This is a genomic window from Aliiroseovarius sp. PTFE2010 (assembly GCF_049943335.1).
Classification (GTDB): Bacteria; Pseudomonadota; Alphaproteobacteria; order Rhodobacterales; family Rhodobacteraceae; genus JBNFVY01.
In genome coordinates this window covers 54,060-80,733 of sequence record NZ_JBNFVY010000004.1, presented here as the reverse complement: position 1 = coordinate 80,733, position 26,674 = coordinate 54,060, and the positions used below count along the sequence as shown (strand labels likewise).

Annotated in this window: 26 protein-coding genes and 1 tRNA gene; 14 read left to right on the top strand and 13 right to left on the bottom strand. The window is 61.4% G+C overall.

Features of this window, described 5'->3' with window-relative positions; genetic code table 11:
* The first annotated feature begins 6 nt into the window (after positions 1-6).
* Positions 7-1,464, top strand: a complete 1,458-nt coding sequence (gene der / locus ACP2AV_RS08440; protein WP_426372243.1) for a ribosome biogenesis GTPase Der — start codon at positions 7-9, stop codon at positions 1,462-1,464.
* A gap of 6 nt (positions 1,465-1,470) precedes the next feature.
* On the opposite strand, the gene xth is transcribed toward der, so the two are convergent.
* Together xth and ACP2AV_RS08430 are read right to left on the bottom strand one after the other, a co-directional pair.
* Entirely contained in the window at positions 1,471-2,280 is an 810-nt protein-coding gene (gene xth, locus ACP2AV_RS08435; RefSeq protein ID WP_426372242.1) for an exodeoxyribonuclease III, read from the bottom strand.
* Positions 2,281-2,394: 114 nt separating this feature from the next.
* On the bottom strand, positions 2,395-3,576 hold the full coding sequence (locus ACP2AV_RS08430) for an NAD(P)/FAD-dependent oxidoreductase (RefSeq protein ID WP_426372474.1): 1,182 nt from the start codon (positions 3,574-3,576) through the stop codon (positions 2,395-2,397).
* 133 nt (positions 3,577-3,709) lie between these two features.
* On the opposite strand from ACP2AV_RS08430, the gene ACP2AV_RS08425 reads away from it, so the two are divergent.
* The gene (locus ACP2AV_RS08425; RefSeq protein ID WP_426372241.1) at positions 3,710-4,726 is read left to right on the top strand and encodes a Hint domain-containing protein; all 1,017 of its coding nucleotides are present in this window, start codon (positions 3,710-3,712) and stop codon (positions 4,724-4,726) included.
* Between the two features lie 13 nt (positions 4,727-4,739).
* Here ACP2AV_RS08425 and erpA read toward each other — a convergent pair whose 3' ends face one another.
* Entirely contained in the window at positions 4,740-5,069 is a 330-nt protein-coding gene (erpA, locus tag ACP2AV_RS08420; protein WP_426372473.1) for an iron-sulfur cluster insertion protein ErpA, read from the bottom strand.
* Positions 5,070-5,189: 120 nt separating this feature from the next.
* Between erpA and ACP2AV_RS08415 the strand changes: the two genes are divergently transcribed.
* From ACP2AV_RS08415 to ACP2AV_RS08375, 9 genes are all read left to right on the top strand, one after another.
* Positions 5,190-6,386, top strand: coding sequence for a deoxyguanosinetriphosphate triphosphohydrolase (locus tag ACP2AV_RS08415; RefSeq protein WP_426372240.1), 1,197 nt, complete (start codon positions 5,190-5,192; stop codon positions 6,384-6,386).
* A gap of 71 nt (positions 6,387-6,457) precedes the next feature.
* Positions 6,458-8,374 (top strand): cation:proton antiporter, encoded by a 1,917-nt coding sequence (locus ACP2AV_RS08410; protein WP_426372472.1) that lies wholly within the window; start codon positions 6,458-6,460, stop codon positions 8,372-8,374.
* Positions 8,375-8,446: 72 nt separating this feature from the next.
* Complete coding sequence (argS, locus tag ACP2AV_RS08405) at positions 8,447-10,165, top strand: arginine--tRNA ligase (protein WP_426372239.1); 1,719 nt, start codon at positions 8,447-8,449, stop codon at positions 10,163-10,165.
* Positions 10,166-10,249: 84 nt separating this feature from the next.
* Complete coding sequence (locus tag ACP2AV_RS08400; protein WP_426372238.1) at positions 10,250-11,299, top strand: SPOR domain-containing protein; 1,050 nt, start codon at positions 10,250-10,252, stop codon at positions 11,297-11,299.
* Positions 11,299-12,303: a beta-N-acetylhexosaminidase gene (gene nagZ / locus ACP2AV_RS08395; protein WP_426372471.1), complete on the top strand. Its 1,005-nt coding sequence runs from the start codon at positions 11,299-11,301 to the stop codon at positions 12,301-12,303. The genes ACP2AV_RS08400 and nagZ overlap by 1 nt, the downstream gene beginning before the upstream one ends.
* Positions 12,304-12,309: 6 nt before the next feature.
* Entirely contained in the window at positions 12,310-13,095 is a 786-nt protein-coding gene (locus ACP2AV_RS08390) for a segregation and condensation protein A (RefSeq protein ID WP_426372237.1), read from the top strand.
* Positions 13,092-13,733: an SMC-Scp complex subunit ScpB gene (gene scpB, locus ACP2AV_RS08385; protein ID WP_426372236.1), complete on the top strand. Its 642-nt coding sequence runs from the start codon at positions 13,092-13,094 to the stop codon at positions 13,731-13,733. Before ACP2AV_RS08390 ends, scpB begins: the two co-directional genes overlap by 4 nt.
* A gap of 86 nt (positions 13,734-13,819) precedes the next feature.
* Complete coding sequence (locus tag ACP2AV_RS08380) at positions 13,820-14,020, top strand: hypothetical protein (protein ID WP_426372235.1); 201 nt, start codon at positions 13,820-13,822, stop codon at positions 14,018-14,020.
* Between the two features lie 171 nt (positions 14,021-14,191).
* Positions 14,192-15,652, top strand: a complete 1,461-nt coding sequence (locus ACP2AV_RS08375; RefSeq protein ID WP_426372234.1) for a GGDEF domain-containing protein — start codon at positions 14,192-14,194, stop codon at positions 15,650-15,652.
* 7 nt (positions 15,653-15,659) lie between these two features.
* Here ACP2AV_RS08375 and ACP2AV_RS08370 read toward each other — a convergent pair whose 3' ends face one another.
* From ACP2AV_RS08370 to ACP2AV_RS08335, 8 genes are all read right to left on the bottom strand, one after another.
* Positions 15,660-16,751 (bottom strand): 2'-deoxycytidine 5'-triphosphate deaminase, encoded by a 1,092-nt coding sequence (locus tag ACP2AV_RS08370; RefSeq protein WP_426372233.1) that lies wholly within the window; start codon positions 16,749-16,751, stop codon positions 15,660-15,662.
* A gap of 74 nt (positions 16,752-16,825) precedes the next feature.
* Positions 16,826-16,902: transfer RNA gene (locus ACP2AV_RS08365), tRNA-Pro, on the bottom strand.
* A gap of 93 nt (positions 16,903-16,995) precedes the next feature.
* The gene (locus ACP2AV_RS08360; protein WP_426372232.1) at positions 16,996-18,234 is read right to left on the bottom strand and encodes a MerR family transcriptional regulator; all 1,239 of its coding nucleotides are present in this window, start codon (positions 18,232-18,234) and stop codon (positions 16,996-16,998) included.
* Positions 18,235-18,246: 12 nt separating this feature from the next.
* Complete coding sequence (gene ihfA / locus ACP2AV_RS08355) at positions 18,247-18,549, bottom strand: integration host factor subunit alpha (protein ID WP_426372231.1); 303 nt, start codon at positions 18,547-18,549, stop codon at positions 18,247-18,249.
* Between the two features lie 105 nt (positions 18,550-18,654).
* The gene (locus tag ACP2AV_RS08350) at positions 18,655-19,629 is read right to left on the bottom strand and encodes a beta-ketoacyl-ACP synthase III (RefSeq protein WP_426372230.1); all 975 of its coding nucleotides are present in this window, start codon (positions 19,627-19,629) and stop codon (positions 18,655-18,657) included.
* Entirely contained in the window at positions 19,626-20,753 is a 1,128-nt protein-coding gene (plsX, locus tag ACP2AV_RS08345) for a phosphate acyltransferase PlsX (protein WP_426372229.1), read from the bottom strand. The genes ACP2AV_RS08350 and plsX overlap by 4 nt, the downstream gene beginning before the upstream one ends.
* Before the next feature lie 27 nt (positions 20,754-20,780).
* Positions 20,781-20,990 carry a 50S ribosomal protein L32 gene (gene rpmF, locus ACP2AV_RS08340; RefSeq protein ID WP_426372228.1) on the bottom strand — a complete coding sequence of 70 codons (210 nt, stop codon included), beginning with the start codon at positions 20,988-20,990 and terminating at the stop codon, positions 20,781-20,783.
* 216 nt (positions 20,991-21,206) lie between these two features.
* Positions 21,207-21,773, bottom strand: coding sequence for a YceD family protein (locus ACP2AV_RS08335; protein WP_426372227.1), 567 nt, complete (start codon positions 21,771-21,773; stop codon positions 21,207-21,209).
* Between the two features lie 80 nt (positions 21,774-21,853).
* Between ACP2AV_RS08335 and ACP2AV_RS08330 the strand changes: the two genes are divergently transcribed.
* Positions 21,854-22,327, top strand: coding sequence for an outer membrane protein assembly factor BamE (locus tag ACP2AV_RS08330; RefSeq protein WP_426372226.1), 474 nt, complete (start codon positions 21,854-21,856; stop codon positions 22,325-22,327).
* 38 nt (positions 22,328-22,365) lie between these two features.
* Here ACP2AV_RS08330 and msrB read toward each other — a convergent pair whose 3' ends face one another.
* Entirely contained in the window at positions 22,366-22,764 is a 399-nt protein-coding gene (gene msrB, locus ACP2AV_RS08325; RefSeq protein ID WP_426372470.1) for a peptide-methionine (R)-S-oxide reductase MsrB, read from the bottom strand.
* A 127-nt stretch (positions 22,765-22,891) separates the two neighbouring features.
* Between msrB and ACP2AV_RS08320 the strand changes: the two genes are divergently transcribed.
* Both ACP2AV_RS08320 and ACP2AV_RS08315 read left to right on the top strand, forming a co-directional pair.
* Positions 22,892-23,695, top strand: a complete 804-nt coding sequence (locus ACP2AV_RS08320) for a GNAT family N-acetyltransferase (RefSeq protein WP_426372225.1) — start codon at positions 22,892-22,894, stop codon at positions 23,693-23,695.
* Between the two features lie 47 nt (positions 23,696-23,742).
* The gene (locus ACP2AV_RS08315; protein WP_426372224.1) at positions 23,743-25,575 is read left to right on the top strand and encodes an ABC-F family ATP-binding cassette domain-containing protein; all 1,833 of its coding nucleotides are present in this window, start codon (positions 23,743-23,745) and stop codon (positions 25,573-25,575) included.
* On the opposite strand, the gene ACP2AV_RS08310 is transcribed toward ACP2AV_RS08315, so the two are convergent.
* Positions 25,561-26,409: a TPM domain-containing protein gene (locus tag ACP2AV_RS08310; RefSeq protein ID WP_426372223.1), complete on the bottom strand. Its 849-nt coding sequence runs from the start codon at positions 26,407-26,409 to the stop codon at positions 25,561-25,563. The genes ACP2AV_RS08315 and ACP2AV_RS08310 overlap by 15 nt on opposite strands.
* Between the last annotated feature and the right edge of the window lie 265 nt (positions 26,410-26,674).

Here is a 26,674-nt window from a genome sequence, read left to right as displayed (position 1 = left end):
GATGTGATGACCTTTACGCTTGCCATCGTCGGACGGCCCAATGTGGGCAAGTCGACCCTTTTCAACCGCCTTGTCGGCAAGAAACTGGCGTTGGTCGACGACCAGCCCGGTGTCACGCGCGATCTGCGCGAAGGCGAAGCGCGCCTGGGCGATTTGCGCTTTACCGTGATCGATACGGCCGGGCTGGAAGAAGCGACCGACATGAGCCTGCAAGGCCGGATGCGCCGCTTGACCGAGCGGGCCGTTGAAATGTCCGACGTCTGCCTGTTCATGATCGACGCGCGCGCCGGGGTGCTGCCGACCGACGAAATGTTCGCCGATATTTTGCGCCGCAAGAGTGCCCATGTGATCCTTGCGGCCAACAAGGCCGAAGGGGCCGCCGCCGACGCCGGGATGATCGAGGCCTATTCCCTGGGTCTGGGCGAGCCGGTACGCCTGTCGGCCGAGCACGGCGAGGGCTTGAATGATCTCTATTCCCAACTGGCGCCGCTGGCCGAAGAATTTGCCGACCGCGCCAAGGCCGACACGCCCGAAACCGACGTGGCCGTGGACGAGGATGGCGAGGGGTCGGCGCGCCGCATCACGAAAGACAAGCCGCTTCAGATCGCCGTGGTGGGCCGGCCCAATGCCGGCAAGTCCACGCTGATCAACCAGCTCTTGGGTGAAGAGCGCCTGCTGACCGGCCCCGAAGCCGGCATCACGCGCGATTCGATTTCGCTCAACTTTGACTGGCTCGGCACCCCGGTGCGCATGTTCGACACCGCCGGCATGCGCAAGAAGGCCAAGGTGCAGGAAAAGCTGGAAAAGCTATCCGTGTCGGACGGGCTGCGCGCGGTCAAGTTTGCCGAAGTCGTTGTCGTTCTTCTGGATGTGAACATCCCCTTTGAACAGCAGGATCTGCGCATCGCTGATCTGGCCGAGCGCGAGGGGCGCGCGGTGGTGGTTTGCGCGAACAAATGGGATCTCGAAGAGGACAAGAACGGCAAAATGCGCGAGCTGCGCGAGGAATTTGCCCGCCTGTTGCCGCAGTTGCGCGGCGCGCCCCTTGTGGCCGTGTCGGCCAAGACGGGCAAACATCTGGACAAGCTGCAAGAGGCCGTGCTGCGCGCGCAAGAGGTGTGGAACAGGCGTGTGCCGACTGCGCGTCTGAACCAGTGGCTGGCCGCCATGACCGAAGCGCACCCGCCGCCCGCGCCGGCCGGGCGCAGGATCAAGCTGCGCTACATGACGCAGGTCAAAACTCGTCCGCCCGGATTCGTGGTCATGTGTTCGCATCCCGACAAGTTGCCCGAAAGCTATAAACGTTACCTGATCAATGGGTTACGCGAGGATTTTGATATGCCTGGCACGCCGATCCGGCTGACTTTCCGTGGCCAGGGCGACAAGAACCCCTACAAGAACCGCAAGAAATCGACCCCCTCGCGCCTGCGCAAACACCTGGGCAAGGGGCGCGCCGACGAATAGGCCAGCTCAGGCGTCCAGGTCGATCCAGATCGGCACGTGGTCCGACGGTTTCTCGCGCGCGCGGATGTCGGCGTCGATCTGGCAGTCTTGCAACAGGTCGGCGGCCTGCGGGGTCAGCAGGACATGGTCGATACGGATGCCGTCGTTCCGGTTCCACGCCCCGGCCTGATAGTCCCAGAACGTGTAGGTCTGCGGCGCATCCGTGGTGGCGCGCAGGGCGTCGGTAAAGCCGAGGTGTTCGATCCGGCGGAATGCCTGACGCGAGGGCAGCCGGAATAGTGCATCGTTGCGCCAGGCGTCTGGGCGTTCGGCATCTTCGGCCTGCGGAATGATATTGTAGTCACCCGCCATGAGCGCCGGTTCTTCGGTGTCAAGAAGGGCCTGAGCGCGGGTTTTCAGACGCTCCATCCAGGCCAGTTTATAGGCGTATTTGCCGCCGTCGACCGGGTTGCCATGTTCATCAAGTTCGACGGGGTTGCCGTTGGGCAGGTAGAGACCACAGACGCGCACAGGCGTCTTGTCGCCGATCACAGTGGCCTCGATCCAGCGCGCCTGTTCGTCGCTGTCATCCCCGGGCAGGCCGCGTGTGACATCTTCAAGCGGCAGTTTCGACAGGATCGCGACGCCGTTGAATCCCTTTTGTCCATGGGTTTCCACGATATAGCCCATGTCTTCGAAATGGGCGCGGGGGAAGCCTTCGTTGACCGATTTGATTTCCTGCAATAGGGCAACATCGGGCTCAGCTTCGCTCAGCCAGTCGGTCAACGCGCCAATCCGGGCCTTGATGCCATTGATGTTGAAGCTGGCGATTTTCATGGGGCATCCTCCGTTCCAAATGGTTGTGCCTGTTGGCGGGCCGCAGGGCAAGGGGCGCTGGTGCCTTTGACGGTTCACCCATTCGCCGCCGGGATAACTGCAAGAAAAATGGGGTCAGAGCGCGGCGAGATGGGTGCCAGCCGCCCAACCCGACGACCATGCCCATTGAAAATTGTAGCCGCCCAGCCAACCGGTGACATCGACGCATTCGCCAATGAAATAGAGGCCGGGCAGGTGGCGGCTTTGCATGGTCTTGCTGTCGATGGCGGCGGTGTCGATGCCGCCCAGCGTGACCTCGGCCGTTCGGTATCCTTCGGTCGAGGTGGGGGTGAGCGTCCAGTGGTGCAGGCTGGTTTCCAAGGCTTTGAGTGTCGCGCCCGATTGGTCCGCGATGTTGCCTTTCAGGGCCCATTGCGTGGCCAGCGCCGCGGCCAGTTTGGCGGGTAGTATTTCCGATAGCGCGGTATGCAGCGCACGCTTGCCGCCGGTTTGGCGCATGTCGTCCAGAGTGCGCGCGACCGCTATTCCCGGCGCGAGGTCGATCGATATGGGCTGGCCTTCGCGCCAGTAGCTAGAGATTTGCAACATGGCCGGGCCAGACAGGCCCCGGTGGGTGAAAAGCAGCGCCTCTGCGAAAGCCGGCCCGTTTGCCTGGGCAGTGACGCCAAGTGCGGTTCCGGCAAGCGGGGCGATCCAGTCAAGCTCTTGCGGGGCAAAGGTAAATGGAACAAGGGCCGGGCGTGTTTCGGTGACCGGGTGGGCGAACGTGCCGGCGATCTTGTAGGCAAGGCCCGTGGCGCCCATCTTGGGGATCGATTTGCCCCCCGTGGCGACCACCAGATGGCGGGTCGCGGTGGGGGTTCCCGACAGAGTCACGCAAAAACCGGTGCCATCGTGGGACACGTCGTCCACCGATGTGGACAGGCGCAGTTCAGCCCGTTTGGATTCGGATAGCAGCATCTGGATGATTTGTGTGGCCTTGCCGTCGCAAAACAGCTGGCCCAGGGTCTTTTCGTGCCAAGCGATCCCGTGGCGCGCGACCAGATCGATGAAATCCCACTGGGAATAGCGGGCCAGTGCGGATTTCGCAAAATGCGGGTTGGCCGAAATGAAATTCGCGGTGGAAACATCCAGGTTGGTAAAGTTGCACCGACCACCCCCCGAAATTCGGATTTTGTCGCCAGGCTTTTTCGCGTGATCGACCACCAGCACGCGTGCGCCCTGCGCGCTGGCATGGGCCGCGCACATCAGTCCGGCCGCGCCGGCGCCAAGGATGATCGTATCGTAACGTTCCATGGCGTCTGACACCATGACCGGCGGGTCAGCGCAAGGTGTGATTGCGTTAACCATGTCGTTGGAAACCGCTTGGTGCATACCCGATGTTAACGGTGCACCCTTAGGTTTGGCGTAAGGTCAAGAGGGTAAAAGTATGCCAAGTTTCTCTGCGCGGCAATTGAATGATGTGTCATTTTCCGGGTCGCCGTTCGCGTCGAATTCACTGGCGGATTCCAGCGATATCGGCACGACGTTCACGATCAATTCGGGCGCGCGGCCACAACTGATCCGCATGAGCGATAACGAATCGCTCTTCTCGGATTCCGACTTTACCCAGAGGTTGGACGGGGCGCATAATTTCAACGGTAGATCCTATAGCAACAACGCCAGCATCGAAACCGAGTATTCCTATGTGGTACGTCCGGTCGGCGGCGCCACGGACGGGTCTGAAGATATCCGGATCTATTCGATCGAAATCTCTGGCGGCGTGCAGGGCTTCGTGGCCGATGGCTTCATGGAAGCGGGTGCGAGTTTCGAAATCGTTGCCATCCATGACCAAAGCCCCACGGTTGGCTATTCAACGCTCTATGTCTGTTTTCGCACTGGCACCATGATTGAAACCCAGCAAGGGCCACGCGCTGTTCAAGACCTTGCCCCCGGCGATATGCTATGGACGCTGGATCACGGGTATCAACCCCTGAAGTGGGTGGGGCATGAGCGGGTGCCCGGCACGAAGAAAATGGCGCCGATCCGAATTGAGACCGGGGTTTTGGGCAATGCCAGGCCCCTTTTCGTGTCGCCCCAACACCGCATGTTGAAGGAAACAGCGCAAGGCCAGGTTCTTGTGCCTGCGGTTGCATTGTTGGATGTGCCGGGGGTGGATCAGATCACTCTGCCGCACGTCGACTACGTGCACCTGCTGTTGCCGCGCCACGAAATCCTGATGGCCGAGGGTACATTGGCAGAGAGCTTTAATCCCGGCCCAATGGCATGGGCGGCCTTGCCCAAAGAGGCCCGGACCGCGCTTGGCGAACTGGATGCGGTTCCAACGTCGCAACGCATCTATCCCGATGCACGACCGATCCTGGGGGCCGGACAATGGCGGCGCTTGTCGGCGGGCCAAAAGACAATGGCGCCGGCCGACTCGCAGTCATTGGCCATGAGCGGGTAACCCTAGGGCCGGTTTACATCGAAAATGACGTCCCACAGCCGCAAGACGCCGTTGCATTGGGATTTTCAATCACGAACCGTGCACCGATCAGTTCTTCTGTGAAATCGATCACCGCATTTTCCAAGAACGGCAACGAAACTGGATCGACCAGTACTTTTTGTCCGTCGCCTTCCAGCACAAGATCATCGGTCGCCGCGTTGTCGTCCAGTGAAATGTCATATTGAAACCCCGAACACCCCCCACCCTCGACCGCGACGCGCAGCGCCTTGTGTTCGCCCGTGGCGGCGTTGATCTCGGCCAGGCGCGCGAAAGCACGCGCGGTTACTTTTGGGGGCAGGGTCAGCTGCATAGCCTATCCATTTGTCGCTGCGGTTCATTGTCGATATAGGCAGATATAGGCGCCCTGGGGACGGGCGACAAGAACACGCGCCAAGAACCCGGCCGACAAGAACAAGGCAGAAATATGCTTCAACCCTATGCCAGCCAGCCAGGACAAACCCGTGGCCGCCTGCATCCCGAGGCGATCAGCACGTTCCGTTCGCCCTTTCAGCGCGATCGCGACCGGATCATCCATTCCAGTGCTTTTCGACGTTTGAAACACAAGACCCAGGTTTTCGTCGAGCACGAGGGCGATTACTATCGCACGCGTCTGACCCATTCCATCGAAGTGGCGCAGGTGGCGCGCACCATCGCGGGCGCCCTGGGGTTGAACGAAGGGCTGGCCGAGGCTGTGGCGCTGGCACATGACCTTGGGCACCCGCCCTTCGGGCACACCGGTGAAGACGCGCTGGCCGAACTCATGGCCCCTTATGGCGGGTTTGACCACAACGCCCAGGCCATCCGCATCGTCACCAAGCTGGAAAAGCACTATGCGGATTTCGACGGATTGAACCTCACGTGGGAGAGCCTTGAAGGGATCGCCAAGCACAACGGCCCGTTGATCGGCCCGAATGCGGATGAAGGTGTGGGCACGCTCGAGGCGCGCGCGAAAGGCCCCGGGATGGACGAATTGCCCTATGCGCTGCGCGAATTCAACGACCGCTTCGATCTTGAACTGCACACTTTCGCCAGCGCCGAGGCGCAAGTTGCCGCCATTGCCGATGACGTGGCCTACAACCATCATGATCTGCATGACGGGCTGCGCGCGGGGTTGTTCACGACCGATGATCTGTGCGAGCTGCCTTTGACCGGCCCGGCCTATGGCGAAGTCGACAAGCTTTACCCGGGGCTCGATCCGAACCGGCGCGACCACGAGGCGCTGCGGCGGGTCTTTGGCGTGATGGTGGAAGACGTGATTGCCATCGCGACAAACCGCCTGGACAGTGCGCGCCCCGAAAGCGCGCAGGATATTCGCGATATGGATCGCACCATCATCCGATTTTCCAAGCCTCTTTATCAGAACATCAAGACGATCAAGCAATTCCTGTTTGAACGCATGTATCGCGCCCCGTCCGTGATGAAGGAACGTGCGCGGGTGACAGAAATGATCAAAGCGCTGTTTCCGTTGTTCATGGCTCAGCCCGATTTGCTGCCCGTCGAATGGCGTGAGGATGTCGAAGGCGCGAACAGCGACGAGGCGTTGGCCCGGATCGTTCTGGACTATGTGGCGGGGATGACCGACCGGTTTGCAATCCGCGAACACGAACGTCTGTGCCGGTAGAATTGGCGATCATGCTGGACGAACGCCCCCCTTTGCCCCACATTCCAGAGACATTTTGACGGGGAATGAGTATGGCGATTGAGCAAGGTGTTGGCATGACACCGATTTTGGCCTTTGCGCTGGTGGGTGTCCTGGGCGTTGGGGCGCAGTGGATTGCCTGGCGCCTGCGCCTTCCGGCCATTGTGCTGATGCTGGCTGCGGGGCTGATCGTCGGCCCGACGTTGGGCGTGTTCGACCCCGCGCGCGATATCGGGTCGATCACCAGCCCGTTGATATCCATGGCGGTGGCGGTGATCCTGTTCGAAGGCGGCTTGACGCTGGATTTCCACAAGTTGGGTGACGCGGCCAAGGGTGTGAAACGGCTGGTGTTTATCGGCGCTCCCCTGGGCTGGCTGGCATCGACACTGGCGCTGCATTATGGCGCCGGGCTGGGGTGGGAGACATCGGCGGTCTTTGGCGGCATCATGATCGTGACGGGGCCCACGGTGATCGCGCCGCTATTGCGACAAGCCCGGCTGTCGCGCAGGCCCGCGTCGCTGTTGCAGTGGGAAGCTATCGTCAACGATCCTATCGGCGCGCTGGCGGCCGTTTTGGCCTTTGAAATTGTGCTGGTGCTGAACACGGCGGAAACGGCGGGTTCGGCGGTGGCAAACCTGGTGATCGGGATCGGGGCGGCAGCGATCATCGGATATGCAGCGGGATTTTTCATTGCGCGCGCATTCAAGCGTGGCTGGGTGCCGGAATACATGAAGGTGCCGGTGCTGTTCGTGGCGGTCGTCGCGGTCTTTGCGGTCTCGGACACGCTGCTGCACGAAAGCGGATTGCTGGCCGTGACGGTGATGGGGTTGGTGATTGCCAATTCCGACCTGCCCAGTTTCGAAGAGTTGCGCCGTTTCAAAGAGCACGCCACGATCTTGCTGGTTTCGGGCGTGTTTATCCTGTTGGCGGCCTCATTGGATTTCGCCACGTTGCTGCAACTCAACTGGCGGGCGGGGCTGTTCGTGGCGCTGATCGTCCTGCTGGCCCGCCCGGTGACGGTGTTGGTGTCGCTGATCGGGTCTGGATTGCCATGGCGCGAACAGGTCTTGATTGCGCTGACGGGCCCGCGGGGCGTCGTGCTGGTGGCGGTGGCCGGTCTGTTCGGGGAACGTCTGGCGGCCAACGGGATCGAAGACGGCGCCGTTGTGGGGCCTCTGGCCTTCGTTCTGGTGCTGGTCACGGTCGTTCTGCACGGCTTTACGCTGGCGCCCTTGGCGCGGCTGCTGGGCCTGGCCGGGGCCAACACACCGGGCGTCTTGCTGGTTGGCGGGTCGCGCTTTTCCACCGCGCTGGCCGAAGCGCTCAAGTCTATCGACCTGCCCGTGTTGGTCAGTGATACCAATCACGCGCGTCTGATCCGGCCCCGCGCGGCGGGCCTGCCGACCTTTTATGGTGACATTCTGGGCGAAGCGGCCGAACACAACGTCGAACTTCTGTCCTACGCCACGATCATCGCCGCGACCGAAAATGATCCCTACAACACGTTGGTGGCCACGGACCTTGCGCCTGAATTCGGGCGCGACAACGTCTGGCAGATTGCCGCAGCCAAGGCCGAGAACAAGCGTCATGCGCTGCCCACGCAGTTGGGTGGCCGGCCCTTTGGCGGACAGCAGACTTTTGCCCAGCTGGACGAAAAAATGACCAAGGGCTGGCGCGTGCGGGTCACCAAACTGTCCGAAGAATACAGTTTTGCCGACATGCGTAAAGACCGGCCCGACTCGATCGTGCTGATGCTTTTGCGCCCTGATCTGACTGTGCGCCGCCCCTTTGAGGGCGAATTGGAAGATGCTGCGCCGGGCAGCCGGATCGTCGCGCTTGCCCCGCCGGATACTGTGAACGCCGGTAAACGCCCCGAAACCGCAGGCGCGTCCAGCGGGCAAGACACCTCTAACCCCCGCGGAAAGATCGACCCGGCAATCCAGTCGACCAAAGGGACCGAGCGGACCTGAACCCTGCGCGGTCCATTGACCTTGGCGCGCGGGGTGGTAAACCGCGCCCAACTGTTTTCAATGGGATCCGACATGAACCTTTTTGCCGATATCCGCGTCCTGGTGATCGACACGCTCAACGATATGGTGGCCGCCGGGGAATTGCCGGATGGGCTGACGTTCGACAATGTCGCGGTCGAGCCGCCGCGGGATGCGCTGCACGGCGATATGGCAACCAACGCGGCGATGGTCCTGGCCAAGCCGTCGGGCAAAAAACCCCGCGATATCGCCGATGCCCTGGCCGATCGGTTGCGCGGCGATGCGCGTGTGGCCAGCGCCGATGTGGCCGGTCCCGGCTTTTTGAACCTGCGCCTTGCCGGTGACGTCTGGACCGGGCTGGTGCAGGGCATCTTGTCGACGCCGGACTATGGGCGCAGCACCATGGGGCAGGGCGCGCGCATCAACGTCGAATTCGTGTCAGCCAACCCGACCGGTCCGATGCACGTGGGCCACGCGCGCGGCGCCATTTTCGGGGACGCGCTGGCCGATCTGCTGGATTTCGCAGGCTACGACGTCACGCGTGAATATTACATCAACGACGGCGGTGCGCAGGTCGATGTACTGGCCCGCTCGGCCTTTGCGCGTTACCGCGAGGCCTGTGGTGAAAGCTTTGAGATTGGCGAAGGCATGTACCCCGGCGAATACCTGGTTTCCGTGGGCCGGGCGCTGAAAGACAGGTATGGCGACACGCTGCTCGACAAGGGCGAGCAAGACTGGCTGCCAGAGGTGCGCGAAATCGCCACCGACCTGATGATGGCGATGATCCGCGACGATCTGGCGGCGTTGGGCGTCGAGATGGATCACTATTTCTCGGAAAAATCGCTCTATGATACGGGGCTGATCGAGGCCGCAATTAATGAACTGGATGAAAAGGGCCTGATCTATCGCGGCACGCTTGAACCGCCAAAGGGCAAGTTGCCCGAAGATTGGGAACCGCGCGAACAGACGCTCTTCAAATCGACAGACTACGGCGATGACGTGGATCGCCCGATCAAGAAATCGGACGGGTCCTGGACCTATTTCGCCCCCGATATCGCCTATCACTACGACAAGGTGAAGCGCGGCTACGACCAGCTGATCGACGTGTTCGGCGCCGATCATGGGGGCTACGTCAAGCGGATGAAGGCGGCCGTGGGGGCCCTGTCGGACAACACTGTGCCGCTGGACGTCAAACTGGTGCAGTTGGTCAAGCTCTACAAGAACGGCGAGCCGTTCAAGATGTCGAAACGGGCGGGTACCTTTATCACTTTGCGCGATCTGGTCGAACAGGCTGGCGCCGATGTTGCCCGGTTCCATATGCTGACACGCAAGAACGATGCGCCTTTGGATTTCGATTTTGCCAAGGTGCTGGAGCAGTCCAAGGACAACCCGGTGTTCTACGTTCAATACGCCCATGCGCGGGTGTGCAGCGTTTTGCGCAAGGCGGCCGAGCAGGGCATCGCGCTGACCGACACGCCAAATTTGACAGACGATGCCGAACTGGCCCTGGCACGCAAGTTGGCCGACTGGCCGCGTCAGGTCGAAATCGCCGCCAAAGGACACGAACCGCACCGCATCGCCTTTTACCTCTATGATCTGGCGTCCGACTTCCACGCCCTGTGGAACAAGGGCAACGACAAGCCGGAACTGCGCTTCTTGCAGGACGATCCGGCGGCCTCGGCCGCGAAAATTGCCCTGCCACGTGCCGTTTCGGTTGTTATTTCGTCCGGCCTTGGTATCTTGGGCGTGACCCCGGCAGAAGAGATGCGCTGACCCAATCAAGCGCCCACTGCCGCCAGGGTCACATGAGAGCAGTAATGATCCGGTCGCATCGACGGTCCGGACAATGAGGCATATATGGCGGTATACAACGACAGCGGAACGGGCGCATTCGGGCGAGGCAGCTGGAAAGCGCAAGGCTATACACAGACACCTTCACAGGCCTCTTCACACCACTATGGGCAGCAGGATCATGCGCAATCGGGCATTGATCCGGTTAATCAGGCCGACGCCGATGGCACGCGGTTGGCAGGGGCGCGACAAACTGCGTCGCGGCTGGCCAATATTTCAGGCGCGGTCGTATCGCTGGCGTTGATCGCCGGGCTGGGGGTCTGGGGCTACAAGCTGATGGTGCGTGATGTCAGCGGTATTCCGGTGGTTCAGGCGCTGGAAACACCGATGCGGATCGCACCCGAAGATCCTGGCGGGAATGTTGCCGATCACTTGGGTTTGGCGGTCAACGCCATCGCTGCCGAAGGTCAGGCCGAACAGATTCCCGACCGCCTTGTGTTGGCCCCACCGCCGATCGAATTAACCGAAGAAGATCAGCCGCAGTCCACGTTGCAGCCCGATTTGGCGCGCGTCGCCGACGCGGTGCCCGGTGATGGTCGCGTCGGCGCTGCCGCCGACACGCCCCGCCAGAGCGCAGCCGAAGCAGGCGAAGTCGCCGCGCTGAGCAATGAGACCGATCCTGTGCAGGCGGCGCTGGATGTGTCGGCACAAATTGCGGCCACCCTGGCGGCCGACAATCCGCCCGCCTTTACCTCGCCGGTGCCGCGTGCGCGCCCCGTGCGCGTTGCGTCGGCCAATCGGACCGTTCCGGCCGATGCCGTGCCGCAGACCCAGCCAGCTGACATGGACGCCACGAAAATCCCGCCCGGCACACGTCTGGTGCAATTCGGGGCCTATGACACGCCTGAAATGGCCCGCGTCGAATGGGACAAGCTGGCACTGCGGTTCGAGGCGCTGATGGACGGCAAGGCACGGGTGATCCAAGAGGCCGCGTCCGGCGGCAAGACCTTCTATCGGCTGCGCGCCATGGGATTTGACGATCTGTCCGATGCTCGCCAGTTCTGCGCAGCCTTGGTTGCCGAAAAAGCGGCCTGTATTCCCACACAGGCGCGCTGATCGGCGTCATGGGGCAGGGCGCCTATATCCTTGGGTGTTCGGGGCTGTCCCTCACCCCGGCCGAGCGTGCGTTTTTTGCCCAGTCGAACCCTTGGGGCTTTATTCTGTTCGCCCGCAATATCGACACGCCTGATCAGGTGCGCGCGCTGGTATCAGACCTGCGCGATGTCGTGGGGTGGCGCGCGCCGGTGTTGATCGACCAAGAGGGCGGACGCGTGCAGCGGCTGTCGCATCCCCATTGGCGGCGCTACTTGCCGCCTTTGGAACAGGTCGAGATGTCCGGCGACAATGCTGCGCGGTCGATGTGGATTCGCAGCGCGTTGATTGCCGATGAAATGGCCGATCTGGGTCTGGATGTGGACTGCGCGCCTTGCGCCGATATCGCGGGTGCGGGCACCCATCCGTTCCTCAGAAACCGCTGTTACGGGTCCGATGTCGCCACTGTGGTGTCCATGTCGCAGGCGGTGGTCGACGGCATGGCTGCGCGCGGTGTGCAGCCGGTGCTCAAACACATCCCGGGCCATGGGCGCGCAACGGCGGACAGCCACAGGGAACTGCCGCGCGTTTCGGCCAGCGCAGACGCGTTGCGGGCCACTGATTTTGCTGCATTCAAGGCCTTGAACGATCTGCCGATGGCGATGACCGCCCACGTAGTCTATGAGGCGTTTGATCCCGACCGATGCGCCACCCAATCGCCCACGATGGTCGGCCTTATCCGGCACGAGATTGGGTTTGACGGATTGTTGATGTCCGATGACGTATCGATGCAGGCCCTGTCCGGGACCATCGGCGCGCGCACCACTGGCAGCATCTCGGCGGGGTGTGACATGGTCTTGCATTGCAATGGCGACGTTGGCGAAATGGAGCAGGTGGCCGCGGCGGCCGGCATGATGTCTTCGCCGGCGCAAGCCCGCGCAGATGCCGTGATTGCTGCGCGCCCCACGCCCGCGCCGCTTGACATATCCGCGCTAGAGGCCGAACTTCAGGCCCTTGTGGCCGGGTAATCACGCATGAGCGATGAGTTCGAATTTGAAGATCGGCAAAGCGTCGAAGACCGCCTTGCGGCCGAAGCGCTGATCATCGACGTTGACGGTTTCGAAGGCCCGCTGGATTTGCTTTTGACCTTGTCGCGCAGCCAAAAGGTCGATCTGCGGAAAATATCCGTTCTGCAACTGGCCGAGCAGTATCTGGCCTTTGTCGAACGCGCGCGCCAGTTGCGGATTGAACTGGCCGCCGACTATCTTGTCATGGCCGCGTGGCTGGCGTTCCTCAAGTCGCGCTTGTTGCTGCCGCCCGACCCCCAGGACGAAGGCCCATCGGGCGAAGAGCTGGCCGCGCACCTTGCCTTCCAGCTTGATCGGTTGGAAGCGATGCGCAAGGCCGCCGCGCAGCTGATGGCGCGCGACCAGCTGGGCCGCGATTTCTTTGCTCGTGGTATTCCCGAAAATGTCACGCGCGTGCGCAAGGTTACCTATACCGCGACGTTGCTGGACCTGATGCAGGCCTATGCGCGCATCCGCACCAAGGATGAATTTCGCCCCTTTGTCATGGATCGCGAGGCGATCTTGACCATGGAGCAGGCGCTTGAGCGGATGCGCGGGGTGCTCGGCTTTGCTGGGGACTGGACCGATATTTCCACGTTCCTGCCCGATGGCTGGGGCACGGATCCGAAAAAGCGTCGCTCGGCCACCGCGGCGACCTTTGCCGCGTCGCTGGAACTGGCCAAACGCGGTATGATCGAACTGCGGCAGGGCGATACGTTCGCCCCGATCCAAATTCGAAAGAAACCGGAATGAATGACAACAGCGAACACGAAGAAAGCCTGTTTGAGGCCCCGCCCATGGGCGAGCAGGAACGCATGGTTGAAGCGATCCTGTTCGCCACCGCCGAGCCGGTGACGGTGGCCGAACTGAATGCGCGCATGCCGCACGGGGCTGATGCCAAGGCCGCATTGGAACACCTGCGCAAACGCTACGAGGGACGCGGCGTGCATCTGGTCAGAATCGGCGAAAGCTGGGCCATGCGCACGGCGGGCGATCTGGGATTCCTTATGCAAAAGGAAACGGTTGAAACACGCAAGCTGTCGCGTGCGGCCATCGAAACCTTGGCCATCATCGCCTATCATCAGCCCTGTACCCGCGCCGAGATCGAGGAAATTCGCGGCGTCAGTGTCAGCCGCGGCACGATCGACCAGTTGATTGAAATGGAATGGATCCGTTTTGGTCGACGTCGCATGACACCGGGTCGCCCGGTGACCTACGTCGTCACGCAGTCTTTTCTGGATCACTTCGGGCTGGAATCGGCGCGTGATCTGCCGGGGCTCAAGGAACTGCGTGCAGCGGGCCTTTTGGAAAGCCGGCCTGTTCCCGGCGGCGTTGATCCGGACAGTCCCGAGGACGAAGACCAGACCGACATGTTCGAAGACGAAAGCTGATCTTGGGACAAGCCGTGAAATTGCCGCAAATGCGTGCTACGGTTTCGATACACGCAGAAAAGAGCTGACATATGAACGCCAACCAAATGATTAACATGATTGTCCGCATGGCCCTGCGCCCGCTGATCAACCGTGGGATCAACGCGGGGATTGACCGGATGTCCAAGGGCAAAACCGATGGCACCGCGTCGCCGGAAGCAAAGCAAGCCCAACAGGCCCAAGCCAAGGAAGCCGCCAAACGCGCGCGCCAAGCCGCGCGCGTCACCAAGCGGATGGGGCGCTTTTAAACCGGCATTAAGTTTCCATAACGTCCTATTAACACTTTGTTTACCCAAAATGACCTAAGGTGACTTTGGCGCATCCGGGTAGACCGAAAATTTTGCTCGGCTTGGACATCTTGTGTCCAGTTTTTTGTGTAATTTTTTGTCCTACGGCGCCAGCCGGGATCCGGAGGCTCTATGCCCCACAGCATTCCTTTGTCTCACAAGGAAGAGAGCCTGCTGCGTACCCGCCACGCCGGTCGTATTCACTATGGCGTGTACCGGCGTATCCACGAATTTGGGAACATACTGTCCCTGGGGATCGTGGCGCTCTGTGGGCTGATAATGGCCGGCTACGTACTGGGGCTCGAATTCCTTTACCAGCCGGTACCGGATCTGCCAGGCATGCATCCGTTGACCACGCTTTTGATCGCCGGTCTTGCGCTGGTTCAGTACTGCTATGTTCCGATGCGCCCGATGGCAACGCCATGCAAGATCGTCCTTTGGACGGTCTTGGCGCTGGCGCTGATTCGATTGTTCGAAATTGTTTCAGGTGTAACGCAGGTGGGATTGTCACCGGCATTGGATCAGCTGCTCGGTTTGAATGCGCAAACCGGGCCGAGCGCATCAACCGGGATGAACACGGTCTTGGCGACCTTGTGTATCGCGGGGTCTTACGTGCTGCGGCGGCGTTGGAGCGGCCTTGCATTTTTTATGGCGACGTTGGCCCCGATGTTTCCACTCATGGGACTGGTGGGGCATAGTTTTCAAGCCGATAGTTTCTATGGAGAAATGCCGAGTCCCACCGCGCTCTTGCTACTGCCACTCGGGCTTGGCGTGGTGCTGAATTTCGGGCACAGCGCATCACTGCGACCCGTGTTTGGCGATAGCACAGTGGGGAAATTCCTGCGCATCCAATTGTTGGCGGCCTTTGCGATTCCTTGGGGCGGCGGCATGCTGTATTATATCGGCAGCGCCATATACGGCCCGGGCATGCAGGGCATCGTCATCACCACCATGGTCTGGGGTTTTTTGGCGGTGATTATTTCCACCTCCCGCGCTTACGAAAATTCGGACAAGAACCGCCGTTTGACCGAACGCAAACTTGTCGTCATGTCCAGCCGCGATCCGTTGACACTGTTGTTGAACCGCCAAGGTATGTTCGAACGGTTCGTCGATATGCAGCCGGGTCAGTTCGGCGTGTTTCTGATTGATCTGGACGGGTTCAAGACTGTGAATGACAAATATGGCCATGCGGCCGGCGATGAGGTGCTGAGGCGGGCGGCACGAATGCTGGACGCTTGCGTGCGCAGCACCGATCTGGTGGGGCGGTGGGGCGGCGAGGAATTTCTGGTCGTCGCTGCCGAGATGGATGAAGACCGGGCCATCCGATTGGCCGAGGATCTGCGCCGTTGTCTGGCCCTGACAGATCACGGGTCCATTGGCCCCGTGACGGCCTCTATCGGTGTTACTTTGATGCGCCCCTGGGAAAAGTCATTGGCGCGGGTGGTGGATCGGGCCGATGCCGCACTCTACGAGGCCAAGGATCAAGGCAGGGACCGGATTATCGCGACGTGGAACGCGGTTCGCGACCCCGACCAGAAAATCCCGGCGACCACCCCTGTGGAGGATGTAAAGGCGCCCAAGGCCAGCGCCTGAGCCCGGGTCAGCCCATCCGAAAATGTTTGGACAGTTTCAGGCCTTGTCCCTGGTAGTTTGATGCGATTCCCGCGCCATAGAGCGAATCCGGCGCCGCAGTCATGCGTTCGTAGACAAGACGTCCGACGATCTGGCCATGTTCAAGCACGAACGGTGCTTCGTGGCAGCGCACCTCCAGAACCCCCCGTGATCCTGATCCGCCCGCGGCATCGTGTCCAAAGCCGGGGTCGAAGAACCCGGCGTAATGCACGCGAAATTCGCCGACCATAGCGTAGTAGGGGGCCATTTCGGCAGCATAGGCAGGCGGGATGTGCACAGCTTCCCGGCTGACCAGAATATAGAATGCACCAGGATCGAGGATGATCCGCCCCTCTGTCGTGCGCACCTCTTCCCAATATTCGGCCGGATCGTATTCCCCGATCCGGTCCAGGTCGATCACGCCGGTGTGCGGCTTGGCACGATAGCCTACCAGATCGCCGGTCGCTGGTTTCAGGTCGACAGAAAAACCCAGGCCCTCTGAAATGACGGCCGGTCCACCCGACACCAGCTGCTCACTGGCATGCAGATCACGCAGTTCGTCGTCAGACAAAACGCTCTGCCCGCTGCGAAACCGGATCTGGTTCAGCCGCATGCCCGGGCGCACAAGGACCGAAAAACTGCGTGGGCAGATTTCGGCGTAGAGCGGGCCCGTGTAACCCGAAGTGATCCGGTCGAATTCAAGGCCGCCATCGGTGATCAGCCGGGTCAGCAGGTCCAGCCGACCGGTCGAGCTTTTGGCGTTGGCAACGGCGGTGATGCCCTCGGGCAGATCCAGCGATTCCATCAGTGGAACGACGTAGACGCAGTCTTTTTCCAGCACAGCGCCGGGGGTCAGATCGACTTCGTGCATCGTGAATTGAGACAGCCGGTCGGACACGGTGGCGCCTTCGCCCGTCAAAAAGGACGCGCGCACCCGATAGGCGCGTGTGCCCAGGCGCAGGTCAATCGATGCGGGTTGAATCTGTTCGGGAATGATCGCGGGATCGGCAAATATTTCGCCGCGGCCGATGATGGCCTCAAGGCTTTGGCTGGGCAGCACGCCCTTGGCATTGGCGCTCATCGCGGTCCCCTCATCCTTGCGGGCCGGTCCCGCTTGCAAAAACGCCCACGCCATCGGTGGCGTGGGCGGTTTTTTGGTCGGGCTAGCAGGACTTGAACCTGCGACCTTCCGTCCCCCAGACGGACGCGCTACCAGGCTGCGCTATAGCCCGACGTGACGCTCTTCATACTCATTCTGGCCGGGCAGGCAAGGGCATTCGCGCGAAAATTGTCACACAGGCTGCAATCGGAAAGCTGCGCGCGGATTACATGCGCGCGCGAAGGGCCCGCAGCTTGTCCATCGCGCGTTCCAGCGCGTCTTGCGGGGCGTATTGTGCTGCCCCTGCGTGCAGCGCCGCAGCCACCGGTGACACAGCGCCGCCCAAATCGGCGTCTTCGGCCGGATCATCGGGCACATCGACGCGCGCCACGGCCGGGACAGGCTGGTCGGGTGCATCTTCTGTTGGCGATTGTGCGTCGGGCGTCTCTTCCACAGCATCGTCAGCGCCAGTCGGTTCGGGCGCGGCGACAGCAGGTTCATCGCGGTCGGCATCGTCCATCGCGGGGCTGAACGGGGCTTCTGCACGGGGCGTTTCGGCAGGATCGTCTTCGTCCAAAAGCGGCTCGGGTGCATTGAAGTCGAACCCGCCCTGATCGACATCGCCCGGCGCGGATACGGCATCTTGACCCGCATCAACGGGTGGTACCACCGAGGAACTGTCATCGGCGCTGATCTCTTTGTCCAGGGGGGTGTCGCGTGCCGTGGGGTCGGCAATGTCGCCCAACGCGGTGTCATTATCGCCCAGCGATACAGGGTCCAAACCTGCGTCGATCGTTTTGTTTTCTGCGCCGTCGTCAACGAACGCCGCAGCGTCTAGGGGGCCCGTGCCCGCCGCAGCGTCCTGCGGTGTCGTCTCTGCCTGGGGCTCGGGGGCCAAAAGATCTGCGTCATAAGGTATTTCGGTGGTCGGCGTGTTTGATGGTAGGTCTTCTGGCGTCGACTCGACCGTCGTTTCCACGGTTAGAGGTTCCGCAGGCGTGTCATCGACCGGTTCGGTGTCGACGTCGCTGGCCAGATCATCCGACGCAGCTTGGTGGCGCATCGTGACCACATTGTCTTGAAGCGGTTGCGGTTCGACATCGACTGCCATCGGCGCTTCGGCGACGGTGGCTTCGATGTCAGCGCCCTCAGTAGCCAGATCTTGAGTAGCCGGATCCTGGTCTGTATCGACCGGCTGTGACATGGCCGAAACGTGTTTGATGCCTTCTTCGCGCAACAATTTCTGCACGCCGCGAATGGTCATCCCGTCTTCATGCAACAGCTTCTTGATGCCGCCCAGAAGCAGCATGTCATTGGGCCGGTAGTACCGACGCCCGCCTGCGCGCTTGACGGGTTTGACTTGGGTGAACCGGCTTTCCCAGAACCGCAAGACATGCGTCGGGGTATCCAGCCAGTCGGCGACTTCGCTGATTGTGCGAAACGCCTCGCGGGACTTTTTGTCCATCAAGACCGAACCTTACTTCTTGTTGCCAGCCGCAACACGATCCTTCATCAGGTGCGATGGACGGAAGGTCAGCACCCGGCGCGGATTGATTGGCACTTCTTCGCCGGTCTTGGGGTTGCGACCGACGCGCGCGGCTTTCGAGCGGACAGAAAACGTACCAAAGGACGAAATCTTGACCTGCTCGCCGGCAACAAGTGCGTCCGAAATGTGATCAAGCACCGTTTCAACCAACTGCGCGGAATCGTTGCGGCTCAGGCCGACCTCACGAAAAACAGCTTCGCTCAGGTCCATCCGGGTCAACGTCTTTTCACTCATAGCCGGTCTCTCCCCAAGTTTGATTTCGCACAACCATGAGGGCAGTATATTTCCGAGTCAATATCAATGGCTTGCGGAACGCTCTTTGAGCGACGATTGCGGCGCCTACCAGCGGATCACGACGGATCCCCAAGCCAGCCCACCGCCGATGGCTTCGGTCACGATGATCTGGCCTTCGCGAATCTTGCCCGATTGCTTGCCGACGGACAATGCCAATGGAATCGATGCGGCCGAGGTATTGCCATGGTCCTGAACGGTGACAATGACCTTGTCCATCGGCACGCCCATCTTTTTGGCCGTGCCTTGAATGATCCGGATGTTGGCCTGGTGGGGAACGATCCAATCGACGTCGGTTGTTGCCAGTTTCGCCTTGTCGAGCGCGGTTTCCGCCGTCTGGGACAGTTTCGCGACGGCCTGGCGAAACAGCGGATTGCCCTGCATGCGCACTTTGCCAGCCTCGCCGGTCGTGCTCACCCCGCCATCGACGTAGAGCATATCGCGGTATGAGCCGTCGGAATGCAGATCGACCGACAAGACGCCGCGATCCGTGGTGTCTCCGTCAGATTCGCACCCCTCCAGCACGAGTGCGCCCGCACCATCGCCGAAGAGCACACAGGTGGCCCGGTCTTCAAAGTCCAGGATGCGGCTGAAGGTTTCGGCCCCGATGACCAGAATGCGCCGGGCTTGGCCCGATACGATCAGCGCGTTTGCGTTGGCCAGCGCGAACACGAACCCCGCGCACACCGCCTGCACGTCGAAGGCAAAGCCGCTCTGCATGGCAAGTTCGCTTTGCACCATGGTGGCAACGGATGGAAACGTCAGATCGGGCGTTGACGTCGCGACGATCACCGCATCGATATCAGTCGGGTCAAATCCGGCATCGGCCAGGGCATTTTTTGCAGCAATACCAGCCATCTGCGAGGTGGTCTGGTCATCGGCGGCGAAATGCCGCCGTTCGATTCCAGACCGTGTGCGGATCCATTCATCCGATGTATCCAGAGTTTTTTCGAACTCGGCATTTTCGACGATGCGTTCGGGCAGGTAATGCCCCACGCCACGCACGACTGCTCGCGTTGTCATTCGTCTTGCTCGCTTCCTGACCCATCCCTTTTGGCATCTTGGACCGCTGCGTCGGGGGATGCAACCCGTGCGGCCAGACGTTCGGAAAAACCGGATTCCGCCAGTTGATAGGCCAGTTTGACGGCGGCTGACACGCCCATGGCGTCGGCCGATCCGTGCGACTTGACGACGGTGCCGTTCAGCCCAAGAAAGACGCCGCCATTCACGCGTCTGGGGTCGATCCGCTTGGACAAACGGCGCAGAGAGGTCAGCGCCAGAACCGCGGCCATCCGCGACAAAGGCGTGGCCTTGAACGCTTCTTTCAGGAAATCGCCAATCAACTTGGCGATTCCTTCGCCGGTTTTCAGCGCGATGTTTCCGGTGAACCCGTCGGTGACGATCACGTCCACCCGGTCGCCCGGGATATCGCCGCCTTCGACAAAGCCCAGATAGTCGAAATCGCCGCGTTCAGTGGCGCCGGCGATCAATTCGTCAGCTTCGTGCAATTCAGAGCGGCCCTTGTGCTCTTCGGTGCCAACGTTCAGCAGCCCGACGCGCGGGCGGGGCAGGTCGAGCCCGTTGCGCGCATAGGACGCCCCCATTAGCGCATAGGCCAGAAGATCCTTGGCATCGGCCCTGATGTCCGCGCCCACATCAAGCATGACATTGAAACCGCCGCGATTACGGGACGGCCAGAGGCAGGCAATGGCAGGGCGGTTGACGCCCGGCAGTTTGCGCAACCGGATCATGCTGACAGCCATCAAGGCGCCGGTATTGCCACAAGACACGGCCACCGAAGCGTCGCCATTGCGCACCGATTCGATGGTGGACCACATTGAAGTGTCCTTGCCGCGGCGCATGACCTGGCTGGGTTTGGCGGTCATTTTGACCACGCCCGTCGCGTTGCGGATCTCGACGCGCCCGCGCAGGGGCTTGCGCTTGCGCACCAGCTTTTCCAGCTCGGGTTTGGGGCCGTGCAGGATAAAGGCGATGTCGGGATTCTTGGCGGCCGAACGCGAAATACCGGCGACAACGGCCGCCGGTCCACGATCTCCGCCCATGGCGTCGACCGAAATCACAATCTTTTTCTGCGCGCCGGTTGGCACGTGCCCGCCGTTGGTCTGGTCCGTTTCGGTCAGAGACATGGGGACAACACGCCCAGCATAGCCTGCTTACGCGGCGTCTTCTTCGTCCAGATCAACGTCGTCAGCCATCGCGACGACTTCTTTGTCATCGTAGTGACCGCAGGCGGCGCAGACGTGATGCGGGCGCTTGAGTTCGCCACAGTTCGAGCATTCGGCAGGGTTGCCAGCAACCAGAGCATCATGTGCGCGGCGCATGTTCCGCTTTGAGCGGGTAATGCGATTCTGAGGGACAGCCATGTCTCAACCTCGGTGTTTTGGGGGCAGATGCCCCGGTTTGTGTCTTGACCGCGCCGTGGCGGATCATTCGATTGGGATTGGAAAAACCCCAGGATACCGTTCGCTTGGGCGCGGTCATAGGCGAGGTGCCAAACCGGTTCAACCCTTCATTTGAGCGAGGCCGGGACCATACTCGGATTTCTTCGTCTGACAAGTGTTTTTTGCGGCCCGTCATGCTTAGTCGTCTTCCATCTTGTCGCGAAGCGCCTTGAGCGCGGCAAAAGGTTTGCTGTCTTCGTCCGACAGCGGATCCACGCCGGGTTCGGCAAAACTGGATTGGGCCAGCGCGGCCCCATCGGCGCGCGGATAGAGCGGCAGGGCCAGCGCAAGGGCTTCGGCCATCACCGCGCCCAAATCGATCACGCCAGGCAACGGTTCAATCGTGTCGTCGTCGGGCATTTCCACTTCTTCGCCGCTTTCAACTTCGGGTTCGGCATAACCGGCCATGTAGAACCGGCGCACCGGTTCGTCGATTCGGGTGGTTACCGGCGCCGCCGAGATTACGCATGGCTGGGTGACCGTGGCCCCCAGTTGCGCGGCCAAAGCCCAATCGTGTTTGCCCCGCGGTGTCAGTTCGACCGCAAACCGCAGTTTTTTCAATCCATCCAGTCCCAGATCGTGCGCCAGCGCAGTGCGCGCCGGAGCATTGGGTTCAAGCGTGATCCGCGTGGTTTTTCTGGCGTTCAGGTCCGAAACGGGAACGGGGTGAGACCACGGCAGGGCGTCTGGCGAATGTGTGGGCATGTCTGGCTCCGGCTTGATCAGGGCGGCGTCACCCTGTAAGGCGATACGAAGCTGTAACGCATAAGGCAAGAGGGGGGTTCATGGGTACTGGTTCGCACCGGCGCAAAATCTTTGCTGCCGCAGCCCTTTCGCTGACCCTATCGGCCTGCGCCGCGACCTACCGGAATCACGGTTACGCTCCGGACTCAGACCAATTGACCCAGATCGATGTGGGCGTGTCGACGCGTCAGGACGTGGCCGATGTGATCGGTCGGCCATCGGCGGTGGGCGTCTTGCAGGATGCCGGCTGGTTCTATGTTCAGTCGCAATTCCGCCACTACGCCTACAACGCCCCCGAAGAGATTGACCGCCAGGTCGTCGCCATATCCTTCGACAACGATGTGGTGAGCAACGTGGAACGGTTCGGCCTGGAAGATGGCCAGGTGGTGGTGCTGTCGCGCCGGGTGACCGATGACGGCATCCGCAATGTCAGCTTCCTGAGGCAGCTCATGGGATCGCTGGGCCAGGTCAACACCGACGCGCTCTTCTCGGACCCGGGCAACAGTCCGTTCTGATCACGGTGTAAGGCCGGGATGTGTCAGGCCGGGATGCGTTAGGCCGGGGTATCGGGCACGAAGCGCAGGGCGACCCCGTTGATGCAATAACGCAAACCAGTTGGGGGCGGTCCGTCCGGGAACACGTGCCCCAGGTGGGCGCCGCAATCCTCGCAATGTACTTCGGTGCGCACCATGGCGTGGCTGGTGTCGCGATCCTCGCCCACCGGGGCGCCGTCAGCCGTCTGGTAAAAAGACGGCCAGCCGCAGCCGCTTTCGAACTTTTCGCCTTGGGTGAATAATTCGGCCCCGCAACAAACACATTCGTAGTGGCCGGGCTGCGTCGGAAAGCCTGAGTGGGAAAAGGCCCGCTCGGTCGCCGCCTTGCGGGTCACCTGAAACGCCGCTTCGCCCAGCTGGTCCAGCCATTCGGCGTCGGATTTTTCGATTTTCGGCATAGTTTTCGGCATGGTGCGCGTCCTTTTCCAACCTGTCAAACGCCCGTCACACCTTGTGTGCTAGGGGCGAATGGATCATTATTTAGATGCGCCCTTTGGGCGGACAAGCCAAGGTTGAAACACGATCATGTTTTCACGGCGCAAAGGCCGCTATGCGGTCAGGCTGGCAAACGGGCCCGAAGATCTGAGCGCAGCGCAGCGCCTGCGCTATCTGGCTTTTGTCAGCGGGAGCAAGGCCACGCCACGCCCCCACGCACAAGATCCCCACGCGCAAGATGACACGCAAGATAACGGGCACGACGATGGCCACGATAGCGACGCTTTCGACGCCCTGTGCGATCATGTGCTGGTCGAAGACGCCAGGTCTGGCCAATTGGTATGCACCCTTCGCCTGTTGCCGTTGCGGGGCGGGGCAGAGATCGCGGGCAGCTATTCAGCGCAATATTATGGCCTGGAAGCCTTGTACGACTATCCCGGAGCAATGGTCGAAATGGGTCGCTTCTGCATCCACCCCGAATGGCACGACCCCGATATCCTGCGCATCGCATGGGGCGCAGTGGCCACCTATGTCGAGGCGCGAAAGATCGACCTTCTGTTTGGTTGCTCGTCGTTTCACGGCACCGACACAGGCCAGTACGCCGATGCCTTTGCCATGCTCAAGGCCCGGCATCTGGCCCCCAAACGGTTTTTGCCGCGGGTCAAGGCGCCGCAGGTGTTTCCGTTCGCCGCCCGCCTGCGCCGCAAGCCCGACGCCAAGAAGGCGATGCGCAAAATGCCGCCACTGCTGCGCAGCTACCTGATGTTGGGGGGGTGGGTGTCGGATCATGCGGTCGTGGATCGCGAATTGAACACGTTGCATGTGTTTACGGGGCTGGAAATCCGGACGATCCCGCCCGCGCGCCAGAAGCTGTTGCGTGCGGTCATGACTTAGCTTCTGGCCCGTTGACGGCGCTGGCTTGCTGGCATAGCCCGTGGGCCATGGCACGTGCACCCCTTTTACAGCTTTCCGACATTTCCCTGACCTTTGGTGGCGATCCCGTTTTTGACGGGCTGGACCTGACCGTGCAACCGGGCGATCGCGTCGCGCTGGTCGGGCGCAACGGGTCGGGCAAATCCACGTTGATGAAGGTCATGGCGGGGTTGATCGAACCCGATCGCGGGGTGCGGGTCACGGCGCCGGGCGTGCAGGTCGGCTACATGCAGCAGCACCCCGATCTGAGCGGGTTCGCCACCTTGGGCGACTTTGCGGCAAGCGAACTTGACCCGGCCGAAGCTTACCGCGTCGAAATGGTGGCCGACGGGCTCAAATTCGATCCGGCCACGCCCTGTGCCACGGCATCGGGCGGGGAGCGGCGGCGCGCAGCGCTGGCCAAACTGCTGGCTGAAGCGCCCGAATTGATGCTGCTGGACGAACCGACGAACCACATGGATATCGAAGCGATCGGCTGGCTTGAGGCACAGTTGCGCGACACCCGCGCCGGCTATGTGGTGATCAGCCACGACCGGGCGTTCCTGCGCAACCTGACCAATGCCACGCTGTGGATCGACCGCGGCCAGGTGCGGCGCCGCGAGCAGGGATTCGACGGATTCGAGGACTGGCGCGACAAACTGTGGGAAGACGAAGACATCGCGCGCCACAAGCTGGATCGCAAGATCAAGGCCGAAGCGCGGTGGGCGGTCGAAGGCATCAGCGCGCGTCGCAAGCGCAACATGGGCCGGGTGCGCGCCCTGCACGATCTGCGGTCAGAACGCGCGGCAATGATCCGTCGGCAGGGGGCGGCCGATATGGCCCTGGAAAGCGGCCAGAAGTCGGGCAAGCTGGTGGTTGAGGCAAAAGGCATTTCCAAGGCCTTTGGTGACAAGCAGATTGTGCGCAACTTTTCGGTCAAGATCGCGCGCGGCGACCGCGTGGCGCTGGTCGGACCAAACGGGGTCGGCAAGACGACGCTGATCAACATGCTGATCGGGCGCGAGGCGCCGGATGATGGCACGATCCGGATGGGCACCAAGATCGACATGGCCGTGTTCGATCAGAACCGCGCCGCGCTAAACCCGGATCTGTCGCTGTGGGAAAGCCTGACCGGCGACGAAGACATGCGCGTCAGCGGAAAAGCTGATCAGGTGATGGTGCGCGGCACGCCGCGTCATGTCATGGGCTATCTCAAAGACTTTCTGTTCGACGAGACGCAGGCGCGCAGCCCGGTTCGGGCCTTGTCGGGGGGCGAAAAGGCGCGTCTTCTGTTGGCGCGACTGATGGCGCGGGAAAGCAATCTGTTGGTGCTGGACGAACCGACAAATGACCTGGACCTTGAAACGATGGATTTGCTGCAGGAATTGTTGACCGATTTCGACGGCACGGTCCTGCTGGTCAGTCACGATCGTGACTTCATTGACCGGGTGGCCACCATGACCATCGCGATGGAAGGCGATGGCGATGCTGTGCTCTATGCGGGGGGGTATTCAGATTATATCGCCCAACGCGGCGCGCGCGCGACGCCCACGCCTTCGGGCGTGGCCAAGCCCAGGTCCGATGCGAAACCGGCGCGGGCCAAACCCAAGGGGCAGGGCGCCAAGCCCGCCCTCAGCTTTACCGAAAAGCACCGCCTGGACGCTCTGCCCGAAGAGATCGAAAGACTGGAGGCCGAGATCGCGAAGCTGACCGGGTTTCTGTCGGACCCCGATTTGTTCACCAAAGAGCCTGCAAAGTTCAAAAAGGCCAGCGACGCGCTGGTTGAACGACAAGAGGCCCTGTCAGCCGCCGAGATGGAGTGGCTTGAGCTGGAAGAAAAAGCCGCCTCACCAGCGACCTGAGGCCCCGCCGCCCGAACTCGACCCGCCGCCGAAGGATCCGCCAGATCGGCTGGATGTGTGACGGACGCGATAGCGCTCTGCGCTGCCCCAGTCGCAATTCGTGCAATGGGTGCGTTTGACTGCGTGGCCGTCATTATCGTCGGTGGCGGGAATCGTGGTTTCACGCGTGACATGCAGTTTGCGTTGCCCGCACGTGGGGCAACGGCGGAATCGGGTCACGAAATCGGCCAGGCGTTGCTTTTGGCTGAGTCCAAATATCGCCGCAACAAAGGCGCCAAAGATGGCAAAATGCCCATAGCGGTCCCAAAACGATGGCGTGGCGGGGGTGGTGCCCTTGAAAAAGGGCCATGCAATTTCGCCAATAACAGCCCGGGTGCCATCAAGTAGTCCGGTATCGTAGCGATCCAGCCGAAACTGCGGGAGAAAATCGGTATCGACCAGACTTTGCGCCACGCGGTTAAAACCCGGGCCGTAGCCGCGTCCCAGCTCGATGCGCATTTCGCGGTCTTCGGGCAAGACAAGTACCATGATCCCGTCATTGCGCTGAGCATCCCCAACGCCCCAGTCGTTGAAGATCGCAGTCGCAAAGGGTTCCAGATCGCTCCAACCGAAAGAGGCCTTGGTGTCCAGCGTCACGACAACAAGTTCGATACCCGTGGCGCCGCGAAGCTGCGCGATTTCATCGGTCAGTTCCTGCTCTTGCTCGGCGCTCAGCAGGTCAGCCCAATCATTCAGGTAGCTCGACGCGTATTTCGGCAGATCCTGGGCGTTTGCGCCCGGTCCTAAAGCCAAGAGGCAGACTGTGACGAGCGCGCTGAGAGTGAGTTTTGGCATAAGTTCTCCGGTTTCCCCCCACATGTCTCTGACAATGATCTGTTGTACAAGGCCACCGCAGCATGGCGGGAAAGCGGCCGGTTGTTGGAAAAACTGGGATCATTTGCCCATGCCGCTGCGCCCGATAGCCCCTTATTGGCGAATGCAACGCACCCGCAGTAGCCGCCGCAGCCTTGTGGCCACCGCGATGCGCGCGCGAGACGTGGGTACCTGATGTCATATCGATCCACAGTATCGGCAGGCGTCGACGGATCATTTGCAGGGA